This window comes from Novosphingobium sp. BL-S-34, from assembly GCF_056857015.1.
The window spans coordinates 15,841-38,971 of the sequence record NZ_CM166472.1; the positions used below are offsets into that span (position 1 = coordinate 15,841).

A 23,131-nucleotide genomic window follows, 5' to 3' on the forward strand; every position below is an offset into this window, starting at 1 on the left:
GGGCCTGCAAGAGAGAAGCTATTGGAAAACAGGGGATGTCGATGGGTCCGGTTAACTGGTTGGCGGTCTTCCTGGCTGCGGCGCTCGCGGTGGCGGTGGGTCTTGTCTGGCACGGTCCGCTGTTCCGAACCGGGCGGCAGCTGATTCCCGGTCGCGCGCAGCGCGGGGCCAATTATGCCGTGGTCGTCTTCGTCATGCTGGTGTCTTCGGCCATGCTCGGCCACAATTTCGCGCGGATCGGGGCGGAAACGCTGGCCGCCAAGCCCTGGCTCTATTTCATGCAGACGGGCGGCGTCTCGGTGGCCTTCGTGATGCCCGCTGTATGGCTGACCCATCTTCGCCAGCGCACCGAGCCGATGCGCCGCGTGGTGGACTGCCTGTTCTGGCTGGTGGCCTATCTGGCGATGGGCCTGGTGTTCTGGGTGCTAGGCTGAACCCGCTTCGTCGGTAGCCTTGGTGGGGGCTATTTCCACCACGATGTCGCCGGGCTGCAGGATCCTGGCGTCGTCCTCCCAGAAGCCGATGGTGTGCTCTCCCCGGTAGATGCGAAGCCCCTTGCCGCCCGTGGCGAGCTGGTCGAGCGGTCGGCCGATCTCCTCGGGCGCCACCGGCCGTTCCACTAGCTGCACCCGGCCCGCCACGGAGGCGAGGTCGGAGAAATAGTCCGCGACGTGCTGGCCCTCGGCCGAGCCTGCCAGGAGCAGGCCGGTGAAGCGCACCGGGTTGATGACGTTGTTGGCGCCGGCCTGCCGCGCGAGGAGTTCGTTGTCGTCGGCCCGAATGACCACCGTGATGGGCACTGTGGGCGCGAGGTGGCGGGTGGTGAGCACGATCAGCACCGAAGTATCGTCGCGCCCGGCAGAGACCAGCACCGTCCGCGCCGTCGTCACGCGGACCGCGTTCTGGATATCGTCACGCGTGGCGTCGCCCTGGAGCACGTTGCAGCCCAGTTTCTCGGCGTGAGCCAGACGGGCCTCCACCGGGTCGACCACGACGATGCAGGCCGGTTCCATCCCGCGCTCGACCAGTTCCTTGACCGCTTCCGAGCCACTGACGCCGAAGCCGAGCACGACGATGTGGTCCTCCAGCCTTTCCTGGATTCGCTTCATGCGCCAACTCTCCCAGCTGCGTTTGATGATGAAATTGTAGGCCGTGCCGACGAAGATGGTGATGACGGCGAGCCGGATCGGGGTGACCAGGATCGCCTCGATCAGCCGCGCCCGGTCGCTGACGGGGGCGATGTCGCCAAAGCCCGTGGTCGTGATCGAGATCATCGTGAAATAGACGACGTCGAGGAAGCTGACCTGCCCGTCGTGGACATCGTGGAGCCCGGCCCGGTCGCTCCAGTGGACCATGATGACCACGAAGATCAGGAAGAACGCACCACCCAGGCGCAAGGCCACGTCGGCCCAGACCGGGACCGCCAGCGACCGACGCAATGGTTTGAACGAAGGCGGCCTGAATACGGCGCGAGCAGAGTGTCGCTTCGACATGCCCGCCAAGCTTAGGGGGCCTTGGGCAACTCGTCCAGCGGATCGACGGGCTTGCCGTTCTGCCGCACCTCGAAATGAAGCTCGTTGCCCTTGGCAAGGCCCGTGCTGCCGACCAGCCCGACGCGCTCTCCGGCCGCCACCCTGGCGCCTTCCTTGACGGTCACCCGGCTGAGGAAGGCGTAGGCGGTGAACCAGCCGTCGCCGTGGTCGAGCACGACGAGATTGCCGAACTGCTCCTTTTCCATGCCCGCGAAACGCACGGTGCCGGCCGCGGCGGCCCGGACCATCGTGGCATCCGGGGCCTTGATGTCGATGCCGTCGTGATGGTTGGCGCCGGTTGCGAAGCCGCGGCGGATCGGGCCGCTGACAGGCCAGGCGAATCGCGCACCACGGGTGGTTGGCGTGCTCTGCGGAGCGGGGATCGCCAGCAGCGGTGCGGCGGTGGGTGCAGACGTGGGCGCAGCGACAGGCACGGAAGCGCCGCTTGCGGACGGCGGATCGAGCAAAGTGGGGATCAGCAGCGTCTGGCCCGGCTTGACCGGCGCGACCGGATCGAAACCGTTGGCAAGGGCGATCTGCTCCCAGGGCACCGCGTACTTGTACGAGATCGAAAAGCCGGTGTCGCCTGCCTTGACCGTATGCCGGCGCGTGCGGGGGATCTGCAGTTTCTGGCCGGAGCGCACCGCATAGGGCGGCTGCAGACCATTGGCTTCCGCGATCAGGACGCGGGGAACTTTCGCTGCGGCAGCGATGCCGCCCAGCGTCTCGCCGGGCTGGACGACGTGGACGGATTCCTGCTCCGGCGGACCCGCGGCGGCGATGGCGGCTTTCGCCGTCGAACTGGCTGCGGCTGCTGCCTTGGCCGTCGCGCTGGCGCCGGAGGCGCGCGCAGGCGCCGCGGCATTGTCCGGTTTCGGTGCCGCCGTCTTCACCGGCGCAGGCCGGGGGCGCGGAATGGCAAGCTTCTGGCCTAGCCGGACGACGTAGGGCGCTTTCAGGCCGTTCGCTTTCGCCAGAGCCTCGGAAGAGACGCCGGCGCGGTTGGCGATGCCGTTCAGCGTCTCGCCCGGTTCGACGACGTGCACGGTCTCGTCACGCGGTGCCGCGACGGCAGGCGCGATCGGCAGCGCCAGCGCCGCAAGCAGGAACAGGGACTTGGGAATCATGCTTCGAAGCGGCTCGCGATCTGCGCTATCGCGGCGTCATGCGTGAGGTCGATCTGGAGCGGGGTCACCGAGATATAGCCTTCGGAGATCGCTTCGAGATCGGTGTTGTGGCCGGGCGTGTGCTCGATGCCGTGAAGGCCGAACCAGAAGTACGGGAAACCACGCGGATCCATGCCTTCGACGACCGAGCCGCGCGCATAGTCGTGGAAGCCCTGGCGGACCACGCGAATGCCCTTCACGTCAGCTCCGGCCAGGGGCGGGAAGTTGACGTTGATGAGGGTGCGCGGCGCGAAAGGCATGTCCAGCAGGGGGCGCAGCACTTTGGCGCCCCATTCCTCGGCCGCCGAAAAGCTGACATTGTTGCCGAGGCCTTCGCCCGCATAGACCTGGCTGAGCGCGATCGAGGGGATGCCTGCCATGGCCCCTTCCATCGCCGCGGAGACGGTGCCCGAATACGTCACGTCGTCACCGAGGTTGGCGCCGCGGTTGACGCCGGAAAGGATCAGGTCCGGCGGGCCGGGCAGGGCTTTCTTGAGACCCAGGGTCACCGAATCGGTCGGCGTCCCCGTGACCGAGAAGCGCTTGGGTGCATGCTCGCGCATGCGCACCGGGCGGCCCAGCGTCAGCGAATGGCCCGCGCCCGACTGTTCCTCGCTCGGCGCGCAGATCCAGATATCGTCCGAAAGCTGTGCGGCGATCTTCTCCAGGACATAGAGGCCGGGGGCGTTGATGCCGTCGTCATTGGTGAGCAGGATACGCATGATTTTTCTGCTGCTTTCATTCGTCGCCCCGAAACGGGTTCAGGGCGACGAGGAGTTCAGGTGTGCTTCGAGTCGAGAGCGGCTTCGTGGCCGGCCGTCAGCTTGTCGATCCCGCCCATCCAGGGCTTGAGCGCTTCGGGAACGCGCACCGAGCCGTCTTCCTGCTGGTAGTTCTCCAGAACCGCCACCAGCGTACGGCCGACCGCGAGGCCCGAGCCGTTGAGCGTGTGCAGGAACTCCGTCTTTTTCGAACCTTCCGGCTTGAAGCGCGCGTTCATGCGGCGGGCCTGGTAGTCGCCGCAATTCGAGATCGAGCTGATCTCGCGGTAGGCCGCCTGGCCGGGCAGCCAGACCTCGAGGTCGAAGGTCTTGCGCGCCGTCGCGCCCATGTCGCCGGTGCAGAGCAGCACTTTGCGATAGGGCAGTTCCAGCGCTTGGAGGATCGATTCGGCGGCCGCGACCATGCGCTCGTGTTCGGCTTCCGACTGCTCAGGCGCGCAGATCGTGACGAGTTCCACTTTCTCGAACTGGTGCTGGCGGATGAAGCCGCGCGTATCGCGGCCCGCTGCGCCCGCTTCCGAGCGGAAGCAGGGGGTGAGGGCGGTCATGCGCAGGGGCAGGGCGGCCGTATCGACGATCTCGTCCTGGACCGCATTGGTCAGCGAGACTTCGGCGGTGGGGATGAGCCAGCGACCGTCCGTGGTCCGGAACAGGTCCTCGGAGAACTTCGGAAGCTGGCCGGTGCCGAACACGGCCTCGTCCTTGACCAGCAGCGGCACGATGCATTCCATATAGCCGTTGGTGGCGGTCTGGGTGTCCAGCATGAACTGCGCCAGGGCCCGGTGCAGGCGCGCCATCTGGCCCTTCAGGAACGTGAAGCGCGCGCCGGAAATCTTGGCGCCGGTCTCGAAATCGAGACCGAGTGCCGGGCCGAGATCGGCATGTTCCTTGGGCTCGAAGGCGTAAGTGCCCGGCGTGCCCCATTTCGAGACTTCGACGTTCTCGCTCTCGTCCGCGCCGTCCGGCACTTCGGCGACGGGGATGTTGGGCAAGGCGGCCAGGGCATTGTGAAGCTGGGCGGAGAGGTCCTTCTCCTCGGCTTCGAGCGCGGGGAGTGTGTCCTTGAGCTGGGCGACTTCGGCCTTCAGCGCTTCGGCCGTGGCGCTGTCGCCCTGGCTCATGGCCTTGCCGATCGCCTTCGATGCCTCGTTGCGGCGGTTCTGCCCTTCCTGCATGCGCGTCGCCACCGAGCGGCGCTGCTCGTCGAGGGCGAGGATGTCGGCAGCCACGGGGAGAGCCCCACGGCGGGCGAGGCCGGCGTCGAATCCTTCGGGATTCTCGCGGATCAGGCGGATATCGTGCATGGCGCGCGCTATGCCGCCTCATGCGCGCAGGCGCAAGATTCCAGAGGCTCGTTTCGGCCTGCGAGAAATGGTGATCTTGGGGAAAATGTCCGCCTTGCAAAGGCCATCCCGTAGAAGGGATGGTGGGCGCGGCAGGGATTGAACCTGCGACCCCACCCGTGTGAAGGGTGTGCTCTACCACTGAGCTACGCGCCCGCAGAAGGACTGTGTCCGTTGCGGAAGCGCGCCTCTAGATGAGTCGGATCGAATTGACAAGCGCCCATCTGGAATTAAATCGCGGGGCATGACTGAAGAGACCCAGAACGGCCCTGACGTGCCGCCCGATCACCTCGCCATCAATCCGAAGAGCCCGTTCTTCGATGAGGCAAAGCTTCAGCGCGGCGTCGGTATCCGCTTCAAGGGTACCGTGCGCACCAATGTGGAAGAATACAGCATTTCCGAAGGTTGGGTGCGCGTTCAGGCCGGCAAGACGCTGGATCGCAAGGGCAATCCCCTGACGGTCAAGCTCTCCGGTCCGGTCGAAGCCTGGTACGAAGACCTCGGCGAGGACGCGCCGGTCGCCAAAGTCTGAGGTAAGGGGCCTGAGGTCCGCCAGGGCCTGAGGTCAGCAAGGCCCGATAGGGCCATACCCGGACGGTCGGCCTGTTTCGGCAGGCCGCCGGGCCGGGCGCCTCAGTAGAGGCCGGCGATGATTTCGCCGATGGGGTCGCTGCGGCGGCCCTTTTTCCTTTTCTTCGGTGCCCCTGGCGCGGCCGAGACGTCGTCCAGCCGTTGCAGGGCCGGATCCTGGCCCCCTGCGGGACCGGAATTGGGCCGCGCGTTGTAGATGAAGCCGGAAACCGGCCAGTGCGTGTTGCCGAGGTTGTGAATCGGCGCATACCACACGCGCACTTCGCTCCAGTCGTTCCTGGCCGAGACGTCGAGGACGGTGACGTTCTTCTCGATCCGACCGCGGCTTCCCTCGATCGGGGACCAGTTGGCATGGCTCACCAGGATCGTACGCGAATCGATGACCTTGCTGACCGTGGCGACATGGCCGAGCTGGGAATTGGCGTAAGGCTCCATCGCCATGACGGCGCCGATGCGCGGGGTATGGCCGATGGCATAGCGGCCCTGGGCCTGGCTCCACCAGGTATGGGCATCGCCGAAGATCTGGATGCCGGAAAGCTGGCGTGCATAAGGCACGCACTCCAGGTAATCGGGCTTTGCCACCGCGCCCACGGTGTCATCCGCGCCCGCCAAGGCGTCGTCTATGGCGGAACGGGCACTGGCCGGCGCGATCGTCGCGGCGGCCAGACCCAGTATGATTGCGATCCGGTAACCCTGCATGTGTTCCAATTCTGCCCGGTACGGTTATGGGATTCCTTCAGGGCATGGTTAACGACGAATTAGGAATTTGTTCCCGGACGTCCGGCTTATTTTATTCAATACCGCGCCGCGAGAACGCAGGCGTTTCCATTCCGAAGGAATTCCCCTACGGGCCGGAATCCTTTATCGAGTTATCAACATGCTTCCTCAGGTGATCATCATCGGCCGACCCAACGTCGGCAAGTCCACGCTGTTCAATCGGCTCGTCGGCAAGAAGCTCGCGCTCGTCGACGATCAGCCGGGGGTCACGCGTGACCGTCGCTTCGGCGATGCCGAGTTGCTCGGCCTGAAATTCCAGATCGTCGACACGGCGGGCTGGGAAGACGAAGAAGACCAGACTCTGCCCGGCCGCATGCGCAAGCAGACCGAGGCTGCGCTGGAAACGGCCGACGTGGCGCTCTTCGTGGTCGACGCGCGCGCAGGGCTGACACCTCTGGACGAGGAAATCGGCCAATGGCTGCGCGCTTCGCCGGTTCCGGTGGTCCTTCTGGCCAACAAGGCCGAGGGCCGCGCGGGCGAGGGCGGCGTGCTGGAAGCCTATTCGCTGGGCCTTGGCGATCCGATCACGTTCTCGGCCGAGCACGGCGTGGGCATGGCGGATCTGTTCGAATCGCTGCTGCCGCATCTCGATCCGCTCCAGCCCGAAGAGCCGGAATTCGAAGAGGAGGTGGACGAGGAAGCGCTGCTGCGCCGGCCTCTCAAGCTTGCCATCGTCGGCCGCCCGAATGCCGGCAAGTCCACCCTGATCAATCGAATTCTGGGCGAGGATCGCCTGCTCACCGGGCCGGAAGCGGGCATCACGCGTGATTCGATCACGGTCGACTGGGAGTGGACCGATCCCAAGACGCAGGAAGTCCGCCAGGTCAGCCTGATCGACACGGCCGGCATGCGCAAGCGTGCCAACGTGACGGAAAAGCTGGAGCGCATGGCGGTGGCCGATGCGCGCCATGCCATCGATTTCGCCGAAGTGGTGGTGCTGCTGCTCGATGCCACGCGGGGGCTGGAACACCAGGATCTCACCATCGCCTCCAAGGTGCTGGAAGAAGGCCGCGCGCTGATCATCGCGATCAACAAGTGGGACGTGGCCGAAGGCGCCTCGGCCCTGTTCAACGGCATTCGCGGGGCGCTCGACGACGGCCTGGCGCAAGTTCGCGGCGTGCCGCTGCTGGCCGTTTCGGCACGGACCGGCAAGGGCCTGGACGAGCTGATCGCCGCCGGCTTCTCGATTCGCGAGGCCTGGAGCAAGCGCGTGCCGACCGCCGCGCTCAACCGCTGGTTCGACGATGCGCTCTCCGCCAACCCGCCGCCGGCGCCGGGCGGCAAGCGCATCAAGCTGCGCTACATCACCCAGGCCAAGACCCGCCCGCCGGGCTTCGTGCTGTTCGGTACGCGTCTGGACCTGCTGCCGGAAAGCTATCGCCGCTACCTGATCAACGGCATTCGCCGGGAACTCGGGTTCGATGCGGTGCCGATCCGTCTCAATCTGCGCATGCCGAAGAACCCCTTCGCCAAGTAACGAAAAGGCCGCTGGAGACTGCTCCAGCGGCCTTTTTCATGCCCGTCGTTCGCGTGTCAGGATGGGTGCGCGGCTACCTCGGCGTCGGAAACCGGCGCTTCCGCCCGCTCTTCCTGCTGTTCGATGGCATCGGGCTCCAGCATGCCGTCGCTGTTCTTTATCTCGCGCATGAGCGTCCAGACGGCGATGAACAGGGCGGCGATCACCGGGCCGACGATGAAGCCGTTGAGGCCGAAGATCTGCAGGCCGGCCAAAGTGGCGATCAGCACCACGAAGTCGGGCATGCGTGTGTCGCGGCCGACCAGGATCGGACGCAGGATATTGTCGATCATGCCGATGACGAACAGGCCGCAGAAGGCCAGCACCGCACCTTGCCACATGTGGCCGGTCGCCAGCAGATAGCCCGCCATGGGGACCCAGACGAGGCCGGTGCCGACGGCGGGCAGTAACGAGAAGAAGCCCATCATCACGCCCCAGAGCAGCGAGCCGTCTATCCCCAGCAGCGAGAAGATCACGCCGCCGACCAGGCCCTGCGCCACGGCGACCACGACCGTCCCCTTCATCGTCGCACGCACCACGATCACGAAATTGCTCACCAGCCGGTCGCGCAAGTGCGGGCGCAAGGGCATGGCGTCCCGGATCAACCGTCCATAGCGGTCGCCGTCGCGCAGCAGGAAGAACGTGAGGTAGAGCATCACGCCCAAGGCCGCGAGGAAGCTCAGCGCGCCCTGTCCCACCGAGAGGAGCCGGGCGGCAAGGCCCTGGAGGCCGTTGGCGATCCCGGCGCCGAACTGGCGGCGCAAGTTCTCGAAATCGGTGAGGCCGTAGCGGTCGATCAGGCGCTCCAGCGATTCGGGCAGGGCGGCGCGGACTTGCTCCAGCATGTGCGGGATGTCGATCTGGCCGCCGCGGACCTTTTCGTAGATCGTCGTGACTTCCTGGACGAGGCTGACCCCGAGCAGGATGGTGGGAATGATGAAGAGCGCGAGCAGCAGCAGCAGCATGAGGCCCGCCGCCAGGCTCTTGCGGCCGCCGAACCGGGTGGCCAGCTTCGCCGTGAGCGGCTGAAACAGGATCGCGGCCACTACGCCCCAGAGCACGGCGCCGAAGTAAGGCAGCAGCAGCCAGACGAAGGCCGCGGTAACGAGGATGACGAGAACGCCGAAGCCGTAGTCCTCGATGGTATAGGGGGGGCGTTCCGGTTGCTCCATGCCTGCCTCTTAGCATGATTCCCGCCGCGGCAAGGTCGCCGGCCGAGGTGACTGGATTTTTCACGAAGTCTGGGCAAGACAGGGGGCATCCTCCCATTCGAGAAGGAGCATTCCATCTTGCCGCATACCCTTTCGCGCGCCTTTGCCCTGCGCGCCGCCGTTCTCGCGCTCTCCTGCGCCGTCGTTCCGCTCTCCTCGGCCTTCGCCGCGGACGAAGCCGGGGCCGGACGGGCCGCCAAGACCTCCAAGGGTCCGGAGCGCGGCTTCACGCCTGACGACCTGTTCAAGCTTTCGGGCGTCACCGACCCGCAGATATCGCCCGACGGCAGCCGGATCGCCTACGTTCGGGCCGCGGCCGATGTGATGACCGACAAGGTCGTGCCCTCGATCTGGCTGGTCGATACGGCAAGCGGCGTGCAGCGGCCGCTTGTGACCGGGGCGGGTGCCCATTTCTCGCCGCGCTGGTCGCCGGACGGCAAGCGCCTGGCCTTCGTTTCCAGCGACGGGACGGGCGCGCCGCAGCTTTACGTGCTCTGGCTGGATGGCGGCGCCAAAGTGAAAGTGACGGGGCTGCCTGACAGCCCCGGCGCGCTGGCCTGGTCGCCGGACGGGCGCCAGATCGCCTATACCATGCGGGTTCCGGGAGAGGCGCCCAAGATGGGCGCGCAGCCCTCGCAGCGCCCCGAAGGCGCGCAATGGGCCGAGCCGCTGCAGGTGATCGACCGCGTGACATACCGTGCGGACGGCGGCGGCTATGCCCAGCCCGGCTACGACCACCTGTTTCTCGTATCGGCCGACGGCGGCGCGCCGCGCCAGCTGACTTTCGGAGACTTCGACGACGGCGGTCCGCTGTCGTGGACGCCGGACGGCAAGCGCGTGGTCTTCAGCGCCAACCGCCACGAGAACTGGCAGCGCGACATCAACAATTCCGAAGTCTACGCGCTCGACATCGCGAGCGGCGCGGTGACGGCGCTCACCAGCCGCAACGGCCCCGATGCCGGCGCGATGGTCTCGCCAGACGGCAAGCACATCGCTTACCTCGGCTATGACGACGTCAACCGGTCCTACGAGAATTCCGACCTCTACCTGATGAACAGCGACGGTTCGGGATCGCGGCTGCTGATCAAGGGGTTCGACCACTCGATCGACGCGGTGAACTGGTCCGGCAATTCCGCGATCATGATCCAGTATGACGATCATGCGAGGACGTATGTGGCCCGCGTCGGGCTGGACGGTTCAATGAAGACCGTGGTCGAGGGGCTCAGTCCCGGAGACCATTTCGACCGGCCCTATACGGGCGGTGCGTTCAGCGTCTCCGCCAATGGCCGCGTGGCCTATACCTCCGGCACAACCCAGCGCCCGGCCGACCTTTGGGTCAGCAATGGCGGGACCGGCCGCAAGCTGACGGACCTCAACGGCACCTGGATGGACGCCAAGGCCCTGGCGCCTGTGCGCAAGCTGGCGGTGACCGCGCCTGACGGCCGCGCGATCGACGCATGGCTAGTGACGCCGCCGGGCCTGCCGGCGGGCCAGAAGGCGCCGCTGATCCTGGAAATCCATGGCGGCCCCAACACCGCTTATGCGCCGGGCTTCTCCACCGACTACCAGCTCTACGCGGCGCACGGCTACGCGGTGCTCTATACGAATCCGCGCGGCAGCACGTCCTACGGCGAGGCCTTCGCCAACCTGATCGACCGGGCCTATCCCGGAACCGATTATGACGACCTCATGGCCTCGGTCGACGCGGCGATTGCCGACGGGGTGGCCGATCCGAACAACCTCTTCGTCACCGGCGGATCGGGCGGCGGCGTGCTGACGGCCTGGATCGTCGGCAAGACGGACCGGTTCAAGGCGGCGGTGACGCAGAAGCCGGTCATCAACTGGATCAGCGAGGCACTGACGATGGACGCCACGCCGTTCACCTCGCGCTACTGGTTCGACAAGAAGCCCTGGGAAGACCCCATGGAGTATTGGCGCCGCTCGCCGCTGAGCCTGGTGGGCAACGTCAAGACGCCGACGATGGTGGTGGTGGGCTCGGAAGATTTCCGGACCCCGGTGAGCGAGGCGGAGCAGTATTACGCCGCCTTGCAGATCCGGGGGGTGCCGACCGCGCTCGTCAAGGTGCCGGGCGCCAGCCATGGCGGCATTGCCGCGCGGCCTTCGCAATCGGCCGCCAAGGCTTCGGCGATCCTGGCCTGGTTCGACAAGTATCGGACCGACGGGCAGTCGGCCGCGCCGGGAGCCGGCGCGCCTAAGGGCGAGTAGCGGAAAGTTCGGCGGCGAGCTGGGCGACCAGCTCCGCCGCCGGCATCGAGCGGGACAGCGGCGCGCCCTGTCCCGCCCATTGCGCGCCGAACAGGGGTTCTCCCTGGGCCTTGGCGGCAGCGTTGAGCGCTTTACCGGCGTGATAGGTGCGCGGATAGGCGGGGACGGGCGGCAGGTCCGCGCGCTCCCCGAGTTCCGTGAAGCGGTTGGCAAGGCACCGGGCCGGACGGCCGGAGATCGCCCGCGTCATCACCGTATGCCGGGCCGCGTCGGAAGCAAGCAGGGCGCGATAACCGGCATCGGCGTTGCTCTCCGGACAGCCGACGAAGGCCGTGCCGAGCTGCGCGGCAACCGCGCCGAGATCGAGTGCGGCACGTATGCCCGCTCCGTCCATGATGCCGCCAGCCGCGACAACGGGCAGCTTGCCCCAAGCGGCCAGCAGGCGGACCAGCGCGAAAGTGCCGAGCCGATCGTCGGGCGCGGCGGGGTCGAACATGCCGCGATGGCCACCGGCCTCCCAACCTTGCGCCACGAGCACGTCGATGCCCGCGCTGCGCGACAGTTCGGCTTCCGCCAGGCTGGTGACGCTGCCGACAAGCAGGCAGCCAGCCTGCTTGAGCGCCTGGATCGTTGCGGCGTCCGGCAGGCCGAAATGGCAGCTGACCACGGCGGGCTTCGCTTCCAGCACGACTTCGAGCATCGCGGCATTACCGGCGAAGCTCTCGTAGATGGTCTCCAGTCCCGTGGGCGGCGCTGCGCCAAAGGCGGCAAAGCTGGGCGCGAGCGCCTCCAGCCATGCCGCTTCCACCGCCGGTTCGGCGGCGGGCGTTTCGTGAACGAAGAGATTGAGATTGAAAGGCCGCTGCGTGCGGCTGCGCAAGTCCGCGATCTGGCGGCGGGCCTCGTCGGCTCCGATGGCGCCGAGGGCGAGCGATCCGAGCGCTCCGGCATTGCAGACTTCCGCGGCGAGAGCGGGCGTGGACGTGCCCGCCATCGGCGCCTGTACCAGGGGAAGGGAGAGACCGAGGCGCGCGAGAAAATCCATGTCTGCTCGCGCGCCGTCCGGGCTTACTCTTCTTCGCCCGCCGGCTTGCTCTGCAGCTGGCAGTAGTTCTGGATGCCCATGCGGGCGATCATGTCGAACTGCTTTTCGAGGAAGTCGACGTGCTCTTCCTCGCTTTCGAGGATGCGGGCGAAGATTTCGCGGCTGACGAAGTCACGCACGGTCTCGCAGTGGGCGATGGCGTCCTTGAGCAGCGGAATCGCGTCGTATTCCAAGGCGAGGTCAGCCTTGAGCACTTCCTCGACGCTTTCGCCGATGCGCAGCTTGCCCAGCGCCTGGAAGTTCGGGAGACCTTCGAGATAGAGGATACGATCGGCCAGCACGTCGGCGTGCTTCATTTCGTCGATCGATTCGTGGCGTTCGTATTCGGCGAGCTTCTTGATGCCCCAGTTGTCCAGCATGCGGTAATGCAGCCAGTACTGGTTGATCGCGGTCAGCTCGTTGAAGAGCGCCTTGTTGAGAAAATCGATGACCTGCTGGTCGCCCTTCATGGGAGATGCTCCTGAATCTGTTCGGGCGGGTTTATGGCCCTTTCAGACCTGTAAGGCAAGCAGGCACGCGAAAACACCCGGCCGAGGCCAGGTGTAACCCGCCTTGTTGCAGGGTCAGGCTGCCGCGCTCAGGGGCGCGTCGGCGCTTGCCGATTCCTCGGCGATAATGTCTTCGGCTTCGTCCAGGCACTGTCCGCACTGCGGCGCATGTCCGAGAGCACCGTAAAGCGCGGTGGCATCGCCGCGGCAGCAGCGGGCTACGGTGCGCAGGTCGGTCTCACGAATGGCATTGCAGATGCAAACGTACATGGTGCGAATCCTCTTGAGGACCATCATATGCAACTGCAAATGGATCGCAATAGCGTTCTTCAACTTCCTATCAAGCCATTGCCTTACGGCGATTTTTAAGGCGTTTTTGCTCTACCAGGGACCGCCAGAGCAGTTCCAAAGGGCCTCTGCGATAGCGACTCAGCCAGGGTTCGCTCCACGCCAGCATCACCATCCAGCCGATAAGAACCAGCGCCCACTGGTCTGCCGGGCCGAGCTTTCCGAACAAGCCCAGGCCCCATCCGTAGAACAGTGCACACATGAGCAGGCTGGTGCCGATGTAATTGGTGAAGGCCACTTGCCCGGCCGCGATGATCCGCAGGCCCGCGCGGGTTTCGAGCAGGTGCGGCGTCGCCCATACGATCGCCGCGGCGTAACCAAGCGCCGTCAGCAGGTGGGCGGGCCAGAGTCCCTCGCCCAGCAGCATGGCCATCGCGATCGGCGGAAAATGGCGCGGCCAGGCCCAGGCGAGCACCAGCACGGTAAACGCTAGGCCCGCCGCCGTCGCGCCGATCCGAAGCCGCCGCATCCACGCCTCCGGCCAATCGCCGCTGAAGAAACCGCTGCGCATCAAAACGACCCCGACCAGCATCAGCGGCAGGACTTCGCTCCAGGCATGGGCCGTCATGGTGAAAAGCCAGAACGGGTCGCCGCGCAGCTTGCCGAGTGCGATGTCCAGGAAACCGCCGTGGTAAAGCTGCGCCTGGGCGAAGTCGTTGGCATTGTAGAGGTCCAGGCGCGCCAGCACCTCGCGGTGCTGGCCGGCCGTAGCCGTGCCGATTCGCAAGGCTTCTTCCGCGCGCACCAGCGGAAGCATGGACCATAAGTCGATCACGGTGGCCGTGACGATCACGCCCGCCGCCAGGCCCAGCAACAAAGGGCAGGGCAAGCGGCGAACGAACAGCACGGCTATGCCGCAGCAGCCGTAGACGAACAGGATGTCTCCCCACCACAGCAGCCAGTAGTGCAAGGTGCCGAACACCATGAGCCAAGCCAGGCGGCGGACCTGCAGCACGTCGCCCTCGCGCCCGGCTGCGTCCATGCGCTCGCACTGGAGAGCGATGCCCGCGCCGAACAGAATGGCGAAGAGCGCGCGCATCTTGCCTTCGAAGAACAGGAAGCCGACGGCCCATGCGGCTTCGTCGGCCATGCTGGCGTGGCCGGGAAAATCGGGCGTCAGCGCGCCGAGGCTGGGTCCGGCGAAACCGGATATGTTGATGGTGAGGATCCCCATGACGGCAATGCCGCGCACCAGGTCGAGCGAGGCCAATCGTCCACCTGTCCCGGACGGCGGCCGTGGCATCGACGCGCGTGCACCTGCCCGGGCACTCCGGCCCGCGATGGCTTTCAGCATTCCTGGTCTCCCTGAGAGGAAGACTAGGCGATCAGCCGTGGCGCGTCCACGACGACCTGCAGGGCAGGGGTATGACTACGAGGTGACGATGCATTCGTGACCGGAGGCTTTGAGCGCGCCGCAGGCGCGGTCGGCCTGCGCCTTGCTGGCGAAGCCGGCGGCATAGAGCTTGGTGAGCTTTCCGGCCGGTACGAGCTGGCGCTTGCTTCCCGTCATTTCCGGGCGCTTCGACAAGGAGGCCCAGAGCTTTTCCGCATTCCCGGGAACGCCGAAGGCGCCGAGCTGGAGGCGCCAGATGCCGCCGCTCGCCGCGGCCGGAGCAGGGCGCGGCGCGGCTTTTGGTTCCACGGGTTTCGGCGCGGGCGGGGGAGCGGGGCGGGCGACCGGCTGGGCGGCCGCGACTCTTGGCGGCGCCTTCGCGGCAGGCGATGGCGCGCGGTCGGCCGGGCGCGCGATGGCGGGCAGGGTATAGTCGGCACCGGTGCGGGCGGGGCTGTCCGGGGCGTTGGCGATTCTCGTCGGCGTGGGCGCGCGCGGACCCGTTCCCAGCTCGGCCCCCGCGGTTTCGCGGGTGCGGGTCGCATCGGCCTGCGCTGTAAGCTGGGCGGCGAGCGCTACGCTTTTCTGACGGTCTGCCAGCGGAATATGCTCGTCCATCTGGGCAAGGGCATTGGCGGCCTGGGGCAGCCCTGCGCGCTGGGCCATGCTCACCAGGGCATAGGCCCTGACCCAGTCCTTCTCCACGATGTCGCCGTTGAAGTGCGCGACACCCAGGATATATTCGGCCCGCGCGTCTCCGCGCGCGGCGGAACTGCGCAGATAGGGCATGGCTTTCTGGCGCTCTCCACGCTGGAACAGCATGAGGCCATAAGTGTCGGAAGCCTGGACATGGCCTTGCGCGGCGGCCTTGCCGTAAAGTTCTTCCGCCTTGCCGAGGTCTTCGGGAACGCCGCGCCCCATCTTGTAGGCCTGAGCCAGGTTGAACTGGGCGTCGGCATCGCCCTTGTCGGCCAGCGGGCGCCATTGCTGGACGGCGGCGGCGTAGTTTCCGGCGGACCAGGCCTCGACTCCTGCCTTCACGCTCCCGGCCTTTACGTCAGCCAGGGCAGGAGCAGCGGCAAGACTCGCAAGCGCGGCAGCCAGTCCGAGGTGCAGGGGGAGACATGATAGGGCGCTTCGATTTTTCCGCACGTCTGCTGGCCTCGATTTCCTGACTAAGGTCCGGACATGGTAAGCGAAGGCACTCACCGGATCATCCGGATATCCCGAAAGATGCCCATGGAAGGGCGAAATTCGCGTTAACTCCGATGGTAAACGAAAAATCCCGGACCTGGCGTAGGCGGCCAAGCGGCAAGTGCCTGAAACGGCGGCGGGGTTAACTCTAAATTAGGAACGATCTGCGATCCAGCCCTCTGTGAGAAACTGAATTTTCCGAGCCGCCGATCTTTCGGCGCGGGGTTCCTCAGGGGGTAACGGCTTTGCGCGTACTGGCATTGGCATCGCAGAAGGGTGGTTCGGGCAAGACCACGCTTTCCGGGCACCTCGCCGTGCAGGCGCAGCGCGCCGGCGCCGGGCCGGTCGTCCTGATCGACATCGATCCGCAAGGTTCGCTCGCCGATTGGTGGAACGAGCGCGAGGCCGACTATCCTGCTTTCGCCCAGACCACCGTGGCCCGCCTCTCCAGCGACCTTCAGGTCCTGCGCCAGCAAGGCTTCAAGCTGGCCGTGATCGATACGCCGCCCGCCATCACCATGGCGATCCAGAGCGTCATCTCGGTCTCGGAACTGATCGTGGTGCCGACGCGCCCCAGCCCGCACGACTTGCGCGCGGTGGGCGCCACCGTCGACCTTTGCGAACGCTCGGGCAAGCCGCTGATCTTCGTGGTCAACGCCGCCACCCCGAAAGCGCGCATCACGGCCGAGGCCGCCGTCGCGCTTTCCCAGCACGGCACCGTCGCTCCCGTCACGCTGCACCAGCGCACCGATTTCGCGGCGTCGATGATCGACGGCCGCACCGTCATGGAAGTCGATCCCAACGGCCGTTCCGCGCAGGAAGTGACCGCGCTGTGGAACTACGTTTCGGACCGTCTCGAACGCAATTTCCGCCGCACCGTCTTCTCGGCACCGCAGTTGACCGGCCAGCCGATCATGCCCGGCGCGGCACGACCGATCGGTGGCTTCGGCCGCCGCGTGGCAGGATCCTGATCGTGACCGGCTTGAGCGAACACGGCTTTGCCTCGCTGACGCCCGGGCTGCTGGCCCGCAAGGGGCGCGCCCGCCCGGCGATGCGGCGCCAGGATGCCGTCAACCTCGGCGCCACGAGCCTTTCCGTCGCCGGTGCGCGGATGGAAGACCTTGGCTGGAACGACTGGGGCCAGAACGATGAGGTCCAGACCGATGGGGGCCAAAACGATGTGGTCGAGCTGGTCGGACCGAGTGCCGAACTGCCCGCTTCGGCGCCCGCGCCCGACGTGCTGCGCCAGATCGACGAGCTTGCCCAGCGCCTCGGCCGCATGACTGTCCAGAGCCGCTCGGCTGCTGTCGAGGGTCGACGCGCCGCCTTTACCCTGCGCCTCGATGCAGATCGTCACTTCCGGCTGAAGATGGCCGGCGTGCTGCTGAACCGCAGCGCGCAAGTGCTGGTTACCGAGGCGCTCGACAAATTCCTTTCCGAAATGCCGGAAATCGCCATGCCCGTCGGCGGGCGCAGCTGAGCCAGGGCCCGATCGATGCAACCCCTCAACTTCCGTGCCCGCAGCGCCGCTCTCGCGATCTGCACCGCGATGGCCGCGACGCTCCTGGTGAGCTGCGCAGGACAGGCGCCTTTCGCCCGCGCCGGTGCTTCGGCCGCCCCGGTTGAGCCGGGGGACAAGGATCTTGCCCGCGCGGAGCAGCGTGTCACCCGCTCGCCGCGCGATGCTTCGGCCCGCGCTGCGCTGGCCCAGACCTACCTCTCTGCCGGACGCTTCGATTCGGCCGCCACCACTTTCGAGGATGCCATTGCGCTGGGCGACCAGAGCCCGCGCACCGGCCTTGGCGCCGTGCTGGCCTATGTCGGCGCGGGTCGCGGGGCTGAGGCCATGGCCGTGCTCCAGCGCTTCCAGAACAAGCTGCCGGCCAGCGACTACGGTCTTGCCGTCGCTCTTGCCGGTCGTCCAGCCACTGGCGTGGATATCCTGACCGGCGTCGTTCGCGGCGGTGACAATACGCCCAAGGCGCGCCAGAACCTGGCCTATGCCTATGCCCTTGACGGCCGCTGGCGCGAGGCCCGCCTGATCGCCTCGCAGGACGTTCCGGCCGACCAGCTCGACGCCCGTCTTGGTGAATGGGCGCGTGCAGCCCGCCCGGACCAGTCGCAGGCGCGGATCGCCGGCCTGATCGGTGCGCCGCTGCGCGCCGATCCGGGGCAGCCTGCGATGCTTGCGCTCAATGCTCCTGCCGCTGGGCCGCGGATGGCCATGGCCGAAGCGCCCGCATCGGCTTCGCCCGAAGCGGAACTTCCACCCGTTCAAACCGGCGAAACTTTCTGGGGTGCGAACCAGCCCGAAGAGATTCAGCCGGTTTCTCCGGCGCCTGCGCCCATGCCGGCTGCCCGAGTCGCCGCGCCTGTGCGTGTGGCCACCGCGCGTCCGGTTCGTCCGGTGGCGGCGGCCAAGCCGCAGGTCGCTCCGGCCAAGGCCTTGATTTCGGCTACGCATCTCGTCCAGCTCGGCTCGTTCCGGACCATGGACGGCGCCAAGCGGGCCTGGGGAATTTTTCAGTCGCGCAACCCGGCCCTTCGGGGGCATGATTTGCGGATTACCGAGGCGAAAGTGAACGGCCAGACTTACTACCGCGTCGCGGCGGGCGGTTTCGACCAGCGTGCGGCCCAGTCCGTCTGCGCCAGCGTCCGGCAGGCCGGCAATCCTTGCCTTGCCTATGCGCAGCAACGGCCGCTACCCGGCGGCGTCGGTGCGAATCAGATGCGCCGCGCCGAGCTTTAGAGTTTCCGCGGGGGCTTTGCCCCTCGCACTTGAGTTCCATGTGAACCTAAACGGCTCCTGTCTTCGGACAGGGGCCGTCTTTTTTGGTTTCAGGGAAGTTAAAAAAGTGAAAGCGGCGGCCGGTCAGGCGCTCTTCGCGATGCCAGCAGAACGCCTGCCGGGGCCACAAAGGGGCGGCAGACGGACATATTCCGCGAGAAATGGAGGGTCGGCGGAGGGGGCAGGGGTCATTTGCCCCTGCCATCACGCGCCTGCTTACCTGGCCTTTACGGCGACCCCGCCCTTGAACAGCGCCAGCACGCGGCCCTGGACAGGCTGCTTGTCGAACGGCGTATTGCCGGCGGCAGCGGCCATCTTGTCCGAATCGACGATCCACGGCCGATCGGCGTCGATCACGGCAATGTCCGCCTCGGCCCCAACTTCGAGCTTGCCCGCATTGACGCCGAGCAGCTTCGCCGGGTTGGTCGCGATCAGTTCGAAGGCGCGGGAGAGTGAGATCACGCCGTCGCGCACGAGGTTCATCGTCAGCGGCAGCAAGGTCTCGGCGCCGGCCATGCCCGGCGCGGAATCCGCGAAGGGCAGGCGCTTGTCCTCAGGGCCGCGCGGATCGTGACCTGAGGCGACGACGTCGATCGTGCCGTCCCCGATCGCCGCGATCACGGCCTTGCGGTCGTCTTCCGAGCGCAGCGGAGGCGAAAGATGCGCGAAAGTGCGGAAGCCCGCCAGCGCGAGGTCGGAGAGCATGAAGTAGGCTGGCGTGACACCTGCCGTGACCTTGAGCCCCCGGTCCTTGGCCCGGCGCACGAGGTCCAGCCCTCTTGCGGTCGTCACCTTGCGGAAGTGGATGGCCGCGCCGGCCAGTTCGGCCAGGGCGATATCGCGGGAGATGGCGAGGGCTTCGGCTTCGGCAGGCGCGGACGGCAGGCCGAGACGGGTGGCCATTTCGCCGGAAGTGGCGACGGCCTTGCCGGTGATTCCCGCATCTTCCGGATGGGCCAGCACGACCATGCCGAGCATCCCGGTATATTGGAGCAGGCGCAGCATGGTGCCCGAATCGGCGATCCACTGGCGCCCGGTGGTCACGGCCTTGGCGCCCGCGTCGCGCATGAGCGCGATCTCGGCGAGTGCCTTGCCTTCGAGGTTCTGGGTCGCCGCGGCGAGCGGATGGACCCAGAGGTCCGGCTTGCCCGATTGCGCCGCGAAGCGGACGCGCGCCGGCACGTCGAGCGGCGGGTTCTGGTCAGGCATGAGCGCCGCGCGGGTGATGCCGCCGAAGTGGAACGCGGGCTTGTCGATGGCGAAGACGCCGATGTCGACGAGGCCGGGGGCGATCAGCCGGCCGCGCGCGTCGTGAACTTCGTCGCCCGGCTGGGGCGTGACGTCAGCGCCGACGGCGGTGATGAAGCCGCCTTCGCTGCGCAGCGCGCCCGGGGCGATGGTGCCATCGGGCAGTATCAGCTGGCCGCCGGTCACGGTGAGGGGGGTATTGTTGCTCATGCCCGGGCCTCCCCAGCCCATCCGGGCATTCCGCGCCCTCGTCGGGTCAGGACATCGAGGCAGGCCATGCGCATGGCCACGCCCATTTCGACCTGGGTGGTGATCTGCGAGCGGCCGACGAGATCGGCGACATTGCTGTCGATCTCGATGCCGCGGTTCATCGGGCCGGGATGCATGACGAGGGCATTGCCTTCCGCCTTGGCAAGACGGTCCAGCGAGAGGCCGTAGAGATGGCGATATTCGCGCGGCGAGGGGATGAACTGGCCTTCCATGCGTTCGAGCTGGAGGCGCAGCATCATCACCACGTCGGCGCCCTTCAGCGCGGCATCGAAATCGTGGAAGACCTTGACGCTCATGCGCTCGATATCGGCGGGCAGCAGGGCCGGCGGTGCGCAGACGCGGACTTCGGCACCCAGCGAATTGAGCGCCAGGATGTTGGAGCGGGCGACGCGGCTGTGCAGGATGTCGCCGCAGATCGTCACGCGCAGGCCGTTGAAGGCGCGCTTGGCCTGGCGGATGGTGAGCGCGTCAAGCAGGGCCTGTGTCGGGTGCTCGTGCTGGCCGTCACCGGCATTGAGCACCGGGCAGTCGACGAGGTTCGAGATCAGGTGCACGGCGCCCGAGCTGGCGTGGCGAATGACGATGGCGTCCGCGCGCATGGCGTTCAGCGTCATCGCCGTGTCGATCAGGGTTTCGCCCTTCTTCACGCTCGAATTCGCCACCGCCATGTTGACGACGTCGGCGCCGAGGCGCTTGCCCGCGATCTCGAAGCTCAGCAGCGTGCGCGTCGAATTCTCGAAAAAGGCATTGATGATCGTCAGGCCGGAGAGCAGGTCGCGCCGCTTCTGCGTGCCGCGGTTGAGGTCGACCCATTGCTGGGCCTCGTCCAGCAGGAACATGATCTCGTGCGGGGCCAGGCCGCCGATGCCCACGAGGCTGCGGTGCGGGAAGGCTGCGGAGCCTTCCGGATATGTGAATTCTGGAGCTGTCATCGAAGACAAGGCCTTAGGCTCGGCTCGGAGTCGGCTCAAGGTGTTTTTAGCGCCAAGGCGGATCTTATGGGCACGCACCCTTTCGCATGGGCGGGAGACCGGATTGGCCGATGGCGCCCTCGCTATGGCCGCGCCCGGATAAGGGCGTTATGGCAGGGGATCGAAAGGCTGGTGAATTCATGACGTTCGCGCGCAAGATCTGGAAGCTGCTGGTGGGCGTGAAAGATGCCCTGGCCTTGATTTTCCTGCTGTTGTTCTTCGCGCTGCTCTATGCCGCGCTTTCATCGCGCCCTTCGCCGGGGAAGATCGTGGACGGGGCCTTGCTGCTCGAACTCGATGGCAACATCGTCGAGGAGAAGAGCAACGTCGATCCGCTCAGCCTGCTGATGAGCACGGAATCCACCTCGAGCGAGTTCCAGGCCCGCGATCTCGAACGCGCCCTGCGCCTGGCCGCCAGGGATTCGCGGATCAAGGCCGTGGTGCTGGACATGTCGCGCTTCCTGGGCGGCGGCATGGTGCATATCGAGGAAATCGGCAAGGCGCTCGACGAAGTGCGCAAGGCGGGCAAGCCGGTGCTGACGTTCGCGAACGCCTACGCCGATGACGGCGTGCAGCTCGCTTCCCACGCCAGCGAGGTCTGGGTCGATCCGATGGGCGGCGCCTTCGTGGCGGGGCCGGGCGGCAACCAGGTCTATTTCAAGGGACTGCTCGACCGCTTCAAGGTCAATGCCCACGTCTATCGCGCCGGCACCTACAAGAGCTTCGTCGAACCCTATCTCCGCAACGACATGTCGCCGGCCGCGCGCGAAGCCTATCAGGACATCTACGGCGCGCTGTGGAGCGGCTACAAGGCCGACATCCAGCGGGCGCGACCCAAGGCCCGGCTCGACCAGATGACCGGCGATCCGATGGCCTGGTCGCAGGCGTCGGGCGGCGACTTCGCGCAGGGCGCCAAGGCCGCCGGCCTGGTGGACCGCATCGGCGACATCACCGAATTCCGCAATCGCGTGGCCGAGGTCGCCGGGAAGGACGAGAACGGAGACCTGCCCTTCAAGGCGAATCGTCTGGCCGCATGGCTTGCCGCCAATCCCGAGAAGGGTGAGGGCGCGAAGATCGGCGTCATCACCGTGGCCGGGGAGATCGTCGACGGCGATGCCGGTCCCGGACAGGCGGGGGGCGATCGGATTGCCGACCTGCTGGACGACAATATCGACGAAGGCTTCAAGGCGTTGGTCGTCCGCGTCGATTCGCCGGGCGGTTCGGCCATGGCGGCCGAACGCATCCGCCGCGCCATAGACCGCTACAAGGCGCGCAAGATCCCCATCGTCGTATCGATGGGCAACATGGCGGCAAGCGGCGGCTACTGGGTATCCACCCCCGGCCAGCAGGTCTTCGCGCAGCCCGAGACGATCACCGGTTCGATCGGCGTCTTTGCGGTTGTCCCCAGTTTCGAGAAGACACTGGCCGACTACGGCGTCACCAGCGACGGGGTGAAGACCACGGCGCTTTCCGGCCAGCCCGACATTCTCGGCGGCTTTACGCCCGAAGTGGAAGGCATGCTCCAGGCCTCTGTCGAGAATACCTACCGCAAGTTCGTGGGCATTTCCGCCGCGGCGCGAAAGATGACGCCCGAGAAGCTCGATTCGATCGCTCAGGGCCGGGTCTGGCCAGGGCAGGAAGCGCTGCGCATCGGTCTGGTGGACAAGATCGGCAATCTCGACGCGGCGCTGGCAGAAGCGGCCCGTCTCGGCGGCGTCGGGAATGGCAAGTATCAGGCGGTCTACCTGAAGGACGAGACGGATTCGTTCTCGAAATTCCTGGGCGGGCTGACATCGGATTCCGAAGGACAATCCGCCGCCGCCCTCGATTTCGCCAGCTTTACGGCGCTGCGCCGCCAGCAGCAGTTCGCTCGCGTGACGGAACAGGTCAGCGCGATGTTCACGGCGCGCGGAACCCAGGCCTATTGCTTGGAATGCCCGATCGTTCCGGGCCGTACCAGGCCGAACGACTTGCGCGAACTCTCGGCTCTGGAAAGCCTGGCGCACTGGCTGCGCAAGGACTGAGCAGCAAAAAAGGCGCCGTGTTCCTTCCCGGGGATGGAACGCGGCGCCTGAATTTCCTGAATGGAATCAGTCAGGTGGTGGAAGTTCGACCGGGCCTCTCTCAGGGCGGTCGAAATCGGGTCCGGTCTCGGGAATTTCCGTGGGGGCCGTGGGTTCGTTCGGGTCGCTCGGGGGTACCGGAGTTTCGGGGGGAGTGTCGCCGGGATTGTCGGCAGGCT

The 23,131-nt window shown here is 66.6% G+C and carries 21 protein-coding genes and 1 tRNA gene; 8 read left to right on the plus strand and 14 right to left on the minus strand.

The window, feature by feature from the left end:
* The first annotated feature begins 41 nt into the window (after positions 1-41).
* Entirely contained in the window at positions 42-434 is a 393-nt protein-coding gene (locus AC1VV3_RS00095) for a DUF1761 domain-containing protein (protein WP_132262004.1), read from the plus strand.
* Here AC1VV3_RS00095 and AC1VV3_RS00100 read toward each other — a convergent pair.
* From AC1VV3_RS00100 to AC1VV3_RS00120, 5 genes are all read right to left on the minus strand, one after another.
* On the minus strand, positions 426-1,493 hold the full coding sequence (locus AC1VV3_RS00100; RefSeq protein ID WP_134095021.1) for a potassium channel family protein: 1,068 nt from the start codon (positions 1,491-1,493) through the stop codon (positions 426-428). The two genes, AC1VV3_RS00095 and AC1VV3_RS00100, sit on opposite strands and share 9 nt — an antisense overlap.
* Before the next feature lie 11 nt (positions 1,494-1,504).
* The gene (locus AC1VV3_RS00105; RefSeq protein WP_431568766.1) at positions 1,505-2,659 is read right to left on the minus strand and encodes a LysM peptidoglycan-binding domain-containing protein; all 1,155 of its coding nucleotides are present in this window, start codon (positions 2,657-2,659) and stop codon (positions 1,505-1,507) included.
* Positions 2,656-3,420, minus strand: coding sequence for a 5'/3'-nucleotidase SurE (gene surE, locus AC1VV3_RS00110; RefSeq protein ID WP_132262009.1), 765 nt, complete (start codon positions 3,418-3,420; stop codon positions 2,656-2,658). The genes AC1VV3_RS00105 and surE overlap by 4 nt, the downstream gene beginning before the upstream one ends.
* Before the next feature lie 56 nt (positions 3,421-3,476).
* Positions 3,477-4,784, minus strand: coding sequence for a serine--tRNA ligase (gene serS / locus AC1VV3_RS00115; protein ID WP_431568767.1), 1,308 nt, complete (start codon positions 4,782-4,784; stop codon positions 3,477-3,479).
* 120 nt (positions 4,785-4,904) lie between these two features.
* Positions 4,905-4,979: transfer RNA gene (locus tag AC1VV3_RS00120), tRNA-Val, on the minus strand.
* 88 nt (positions 4,980-5,067) lie between these two features.
* Between AC1VV3_RS00120 and AC1VV3_RS00125 the strand changes: the two genes are divergently transcribed.
* Positions 5,068-5,355, plus strand: coding sequence for a DUF3297 family protein (locus AC1VV3_RS00125; RefSeq protein ID WP_132262013.1), 288 nt, complete (start codon positions 5,068-5,070; stop codon positions 5,353-5,355).
* 101 nt (positions 5,356-5,456) lie between these two features.
* On the opposite strand, the gene AC1VV3_RS00130 is transcribed toward AC1VV3_RS00125, so the two are convergent.
* A complete protein-coding gene (locus tag AC1VV3_RS00130) occupies positions 5,457-6,113 on the minus strand; it encodes a CHAP domain-containing protein (protein WP_431568768.1) in 657 nt (218 codons plus the stop codon).
* 178 nt (positions 6,114-6,291) lie between these two features.
* On the opposite strand from AC1VV3_RS00130, the gene der reads away from it, so the two are divergent.
* Complete coding sequence (gene der / locus AC1VV3_RS00135) at positions 6,292-7,668, plus strand: ribosome biogenesis GTPase Der (protein ID WP_132262016.1); 1,377 nt, start codon at positions 6,292-6,294, stop codon at positions 7,666-7,668.
* 56 nt (positions 7,669-7,724) lie between these two features.
* On the opposite strand, the gene AC1VV3_RS00140 is transcribed toward der, so the two are convergent.
* Positions 7,725-8,879 (minus strand): AI-2E family transporter, encoded by a 1,155-nt coding sequence (locus tag AC1VV3_RS00140; RefSeq protein ID WP_132262018.1) that lies wholly within the window; start codon positions 8,877-8,879, stop codon positions 7,725-7,727.
* 117 nt (positions 8,880-8,996) lie between these two features.
* Between AC1VV3_RS00140 and AC1VV3_RS00145 the strand changes: the two genes are divergently transcribed.
* Positions 8,997-11,144 (plus strand): prolyl oligopeptidase family serine peptidase, encoded by a 2,148-nt coding sequence (locus tag AC1VV3_RS00145; RefSeq protein ID WP_431568769.1) that lies wholly within the window; start codon positions 8,997-8,999, stop codon positions 11,142-11,144.
* On the opposite strand, the gene AC1VV3_RS00150 is transcribed toward AC1VV3_RS00145, so the two are convergent.
* The 5 genes from AC1VV3_RS00150 to AC1VV3_RS00170 all read right to left on the minus strand — a co-directional run bounded on the left by AC1VV3_RS00150 (position 11,131) and on the right by AC1VV3_RS00170 (position 15,459).
* Entirely contained in the window at positions 11,131-12,189 is a 1,059-nt protein-coding gene (locus AC1VV3_RS00150; protein ID WP_431568770.1) for an NAD(P)H-dependent flavin oxidoreductase, read from the minus strand. The genes AC1VV3_RS00145 and AC1VV3_RS00150 overlap by 14 nt on opposite strands.
* Before the next feature lie 23 nt (positions 12,190-12,212).
* On the minus strand, positions 12,213-12,698 hold the full coding sequence (gene bfr / locus AC1VV3_RS00155) for a bacterioferritin (RefSeq protein WP_132262021.1): 486 nt from the start codon (positions 12,696-12,698) through the stop codon (positions 12,213-12,215).
* A 114-nt stretch (positions 12,699-12,812) separates the two neighbouring features.
* A complete protein-coding gene (locus AC1VV3_RS00160) occupies positions 12,813-13,070 on the minus strand; it encodes a (2Fe-2S)-binding protein (protein ID WP_431568771.1) in 258 nt (85 codons plus the stop codon).
* 7 nt (positions 13,071-13,077) lie between these two features.
* Positions 13,078-14,295, minus strand: a complete 1,218-nt coding sequence (locus AC1VV3_RS00165) for a DUF418 domain-containing protein (protein ID WP_431568772.1) — start codon at positions 14,293-14,295, stop codon at positions 13,078-13,080.
* A 159-nt stretch (positions 14,296-14,454) separates the two neighbouring features.
* Positions 14,455-15,459, minus strand: coding sequence for an SPOR domain-containing protein (locus AC1VV3_RS00170; RefSeq protein ID WP_431568773.1), 1,005 nt, complete (start codon positions 15,457-15,459; stop codon positions 14,455-14,457).
* A 398-nt stretch (positions 15,460-15,857) separates the two neighbouring features.
* Here AC1VV3_RS00170 and AC1VV3_RS00175 point away from each other — a divergent pair, with 398 nt between their 5' ends.
* From AC1VV3_RS00175 to AC1VV3_RS00185, 3 genes are read left to right on the plus strand one after another with little or no spacing between them, the layout of a single operon-like run.
* Positions 15,858-16,583, plus strand: coding sequence for a ParA family protein (locus AC1VV3_RS00175; RefSeq protein ID WP_132262023.1), 726 nt, complete (start codon positions 15,858-15,860; stop codon positions 16,581-16,583).
* A gap of 2 nt (positions 16,584-16,585) precedes the next feature.
* Positions 16,586-17,092, plus strand: coding sequence for a hypothetical protein (locus AC1VV3_RS00180; protein WP_431568774.1), 507 nt, complete (start codon positions 16,586-16,588; stop codon positions 17,090-17,092).
* A 15-nt stretch (positions 17,093-17,107) separates the two neighbouring features.
* Positions 17,108-18,361, plus strand: a complete 1,254-nt coding sequence (locus AC1VV3_RS00185) for an SPOR domain-containing protein (RefSeq protein ID WP_431568775.1) — start codon at positions 17,108-17,110, stop codon at positions 18,359-18,361.
* A gap of 255 nt (positions 18,362-18,616) precedes the next feature.
* Here the strand turns inward: AC1VV3_RS00185 and AC1VV3_RS00190 are convergent, their stop codons facing one another.
* Together AC1VV3_RS00190 and AC1VV3_RS00195 are read right to left on the minus strand one after the other, a co-directional pair.
* Positions 18,617-19,858 (minus strand): dihydroorotase, encoded by a 1,242-nt coding sequence (locus tag AC1VV3_RS00190; protein ID WP_431568776.1) that lies wholly within the window; start codon positions 19,856-19,858, stop codon positions 18,617-18,619.
* Complete coding sequence (locus tag AC1VV3_RS00195; protein WP_132262027.1) at positions 19,855-20,850, minus strand: aspartate carbamoyltransferase catalytic subunit; 996 nt, start codon at positions 20,848-20,850, stop codon at positions 19,855-19,857. Before AC1VV3_RS00195 ends, AC1VV3_RS00190 begins: the two co-directional genes overlap by 4 nt.
* A gap of 179 nt (positions 20,851-21,029) precedes the next feature.
* Here AC1VV3_RS00195 and sppA point away from each other — a divergent pair, with 179 nt between their 5' ends.
* Complete coding sequence (gene sppA, locus AC1VV3_RS00200) at positions 21,030-22,913, plus strand: signal peptide peptidase SppA (protein WP_431568777.1); 1,884 nt, start codon at positions 21,030-21,032, stop codon at positions 22,911-22,913.
* Positions 22,914-23,131: the final 218 nt, after the last annotated feature.

Bases quoted from the DNA above. Each gene is read 5' to 3' on its own strand.
- AC1VV3_RS00095 (WP_132262004.1), top strand. From the start codon at position 42: ATGGGTCCGGTTAACTGGTTGGCGGTCTTCCTGGCTGCGGCGCTCGCG.
- AC1VV3_RS00100 (WP_134095021.1), bottom strand. From the start codon at position 1,493: ATGTCGAAGCGACACTCTGCTCGCGCCGTATTCAGGCCGCCTTCGTTC.
- AC1VV3_RS00105 (WP_431568766.1), bottom strand. From the start codon at position 2,659: ATGATTCCCAAGTCCCTGTTCCTGCTTGCGGCGCTGGCGCTGCCGATC.
- surE (WP_132262009.1), bottom strand. From the start codon at position 3,420: ATGCGTATCCTGCTCACCAATGACGACGGCATCAACGCCCCCGGCCTC.
- serS (WP_431568767.1), bottom strand. From the start codon at position 4,784: ATGCACGATATCCGCCTGATCCGCGAGAATCCCGAAGGATTCGACGCC.
- AC1VV3_RS00125 (WP_132262013.1), top strand. From the start codon at position 5,068: ATGACTGAAGAGACCCAGAACGGCCCTGACGTGCCGCCCGATCACCTC.
- AC1VV3_RS00130 (WP_431568768.1), bottom strand. From the start codon at position 6,113: ATGCAGGGTTACCGGATCGCAATCATACTGGGTCTGGCCGCCGCGACG.
- der (WP_132262016.1), top strand. From the start codon at position 6,292: ATGCTTCCTCAGGTGATCATCATCGGCCGACCCAACGTCGGCAAGTCC.
- AC1VV3_RS00140 (WP_132262018.1), bottom strand. From the start codon at position 8,879: ATGGAGCAACCGGAACGCCCCCCCTATACCATCGAGGACTACGGCTTC.
- AC1VV3_RS00150 (WP_431568770.1), bottom strand. From the start codon at position 12,189: ATGGATTTTCTCGCGCGCCTCGGTCTCTCCCTTCCCCTGGTACAGGCG.
- bfr (WP_132262021.1), bottom strand. From the start codon at position 12,698: ATGAAGGGCGACCAGCAGGTCATCGATTTTCTCAACAAGGCGCTCTTC.
- AC1VV3_RS00185 (WP_431568775.1), top strand. From the start codon at position 17,108: ATGCAACCCCTCAACTTCCGTGCCCGCAGCGCCGCTCTCGCGATCTGC.
- AC1VV3_RS00190 (WP_431568776.1), bottom strand. From the start codon at position 19,858: ATGAGCAACAATACCCCCCTCACCGTGACCGGCGGCCAGCTGATACTG.
- AC1VV3_RS00195 (WP_132262027.1), bottom strand. From the start codon at position 20,850: ATGACAGCTCCAGAATTCACATATCCGGAAGGCTCCGCAGCCTTCCCG.
- sppA (WP_431568777.1), top strand. From the start codon at position 21,030: ATGACGTTCGCGCGCAAGATCTGGAAGCTGCTGGTGGGCGTGAAAGAT.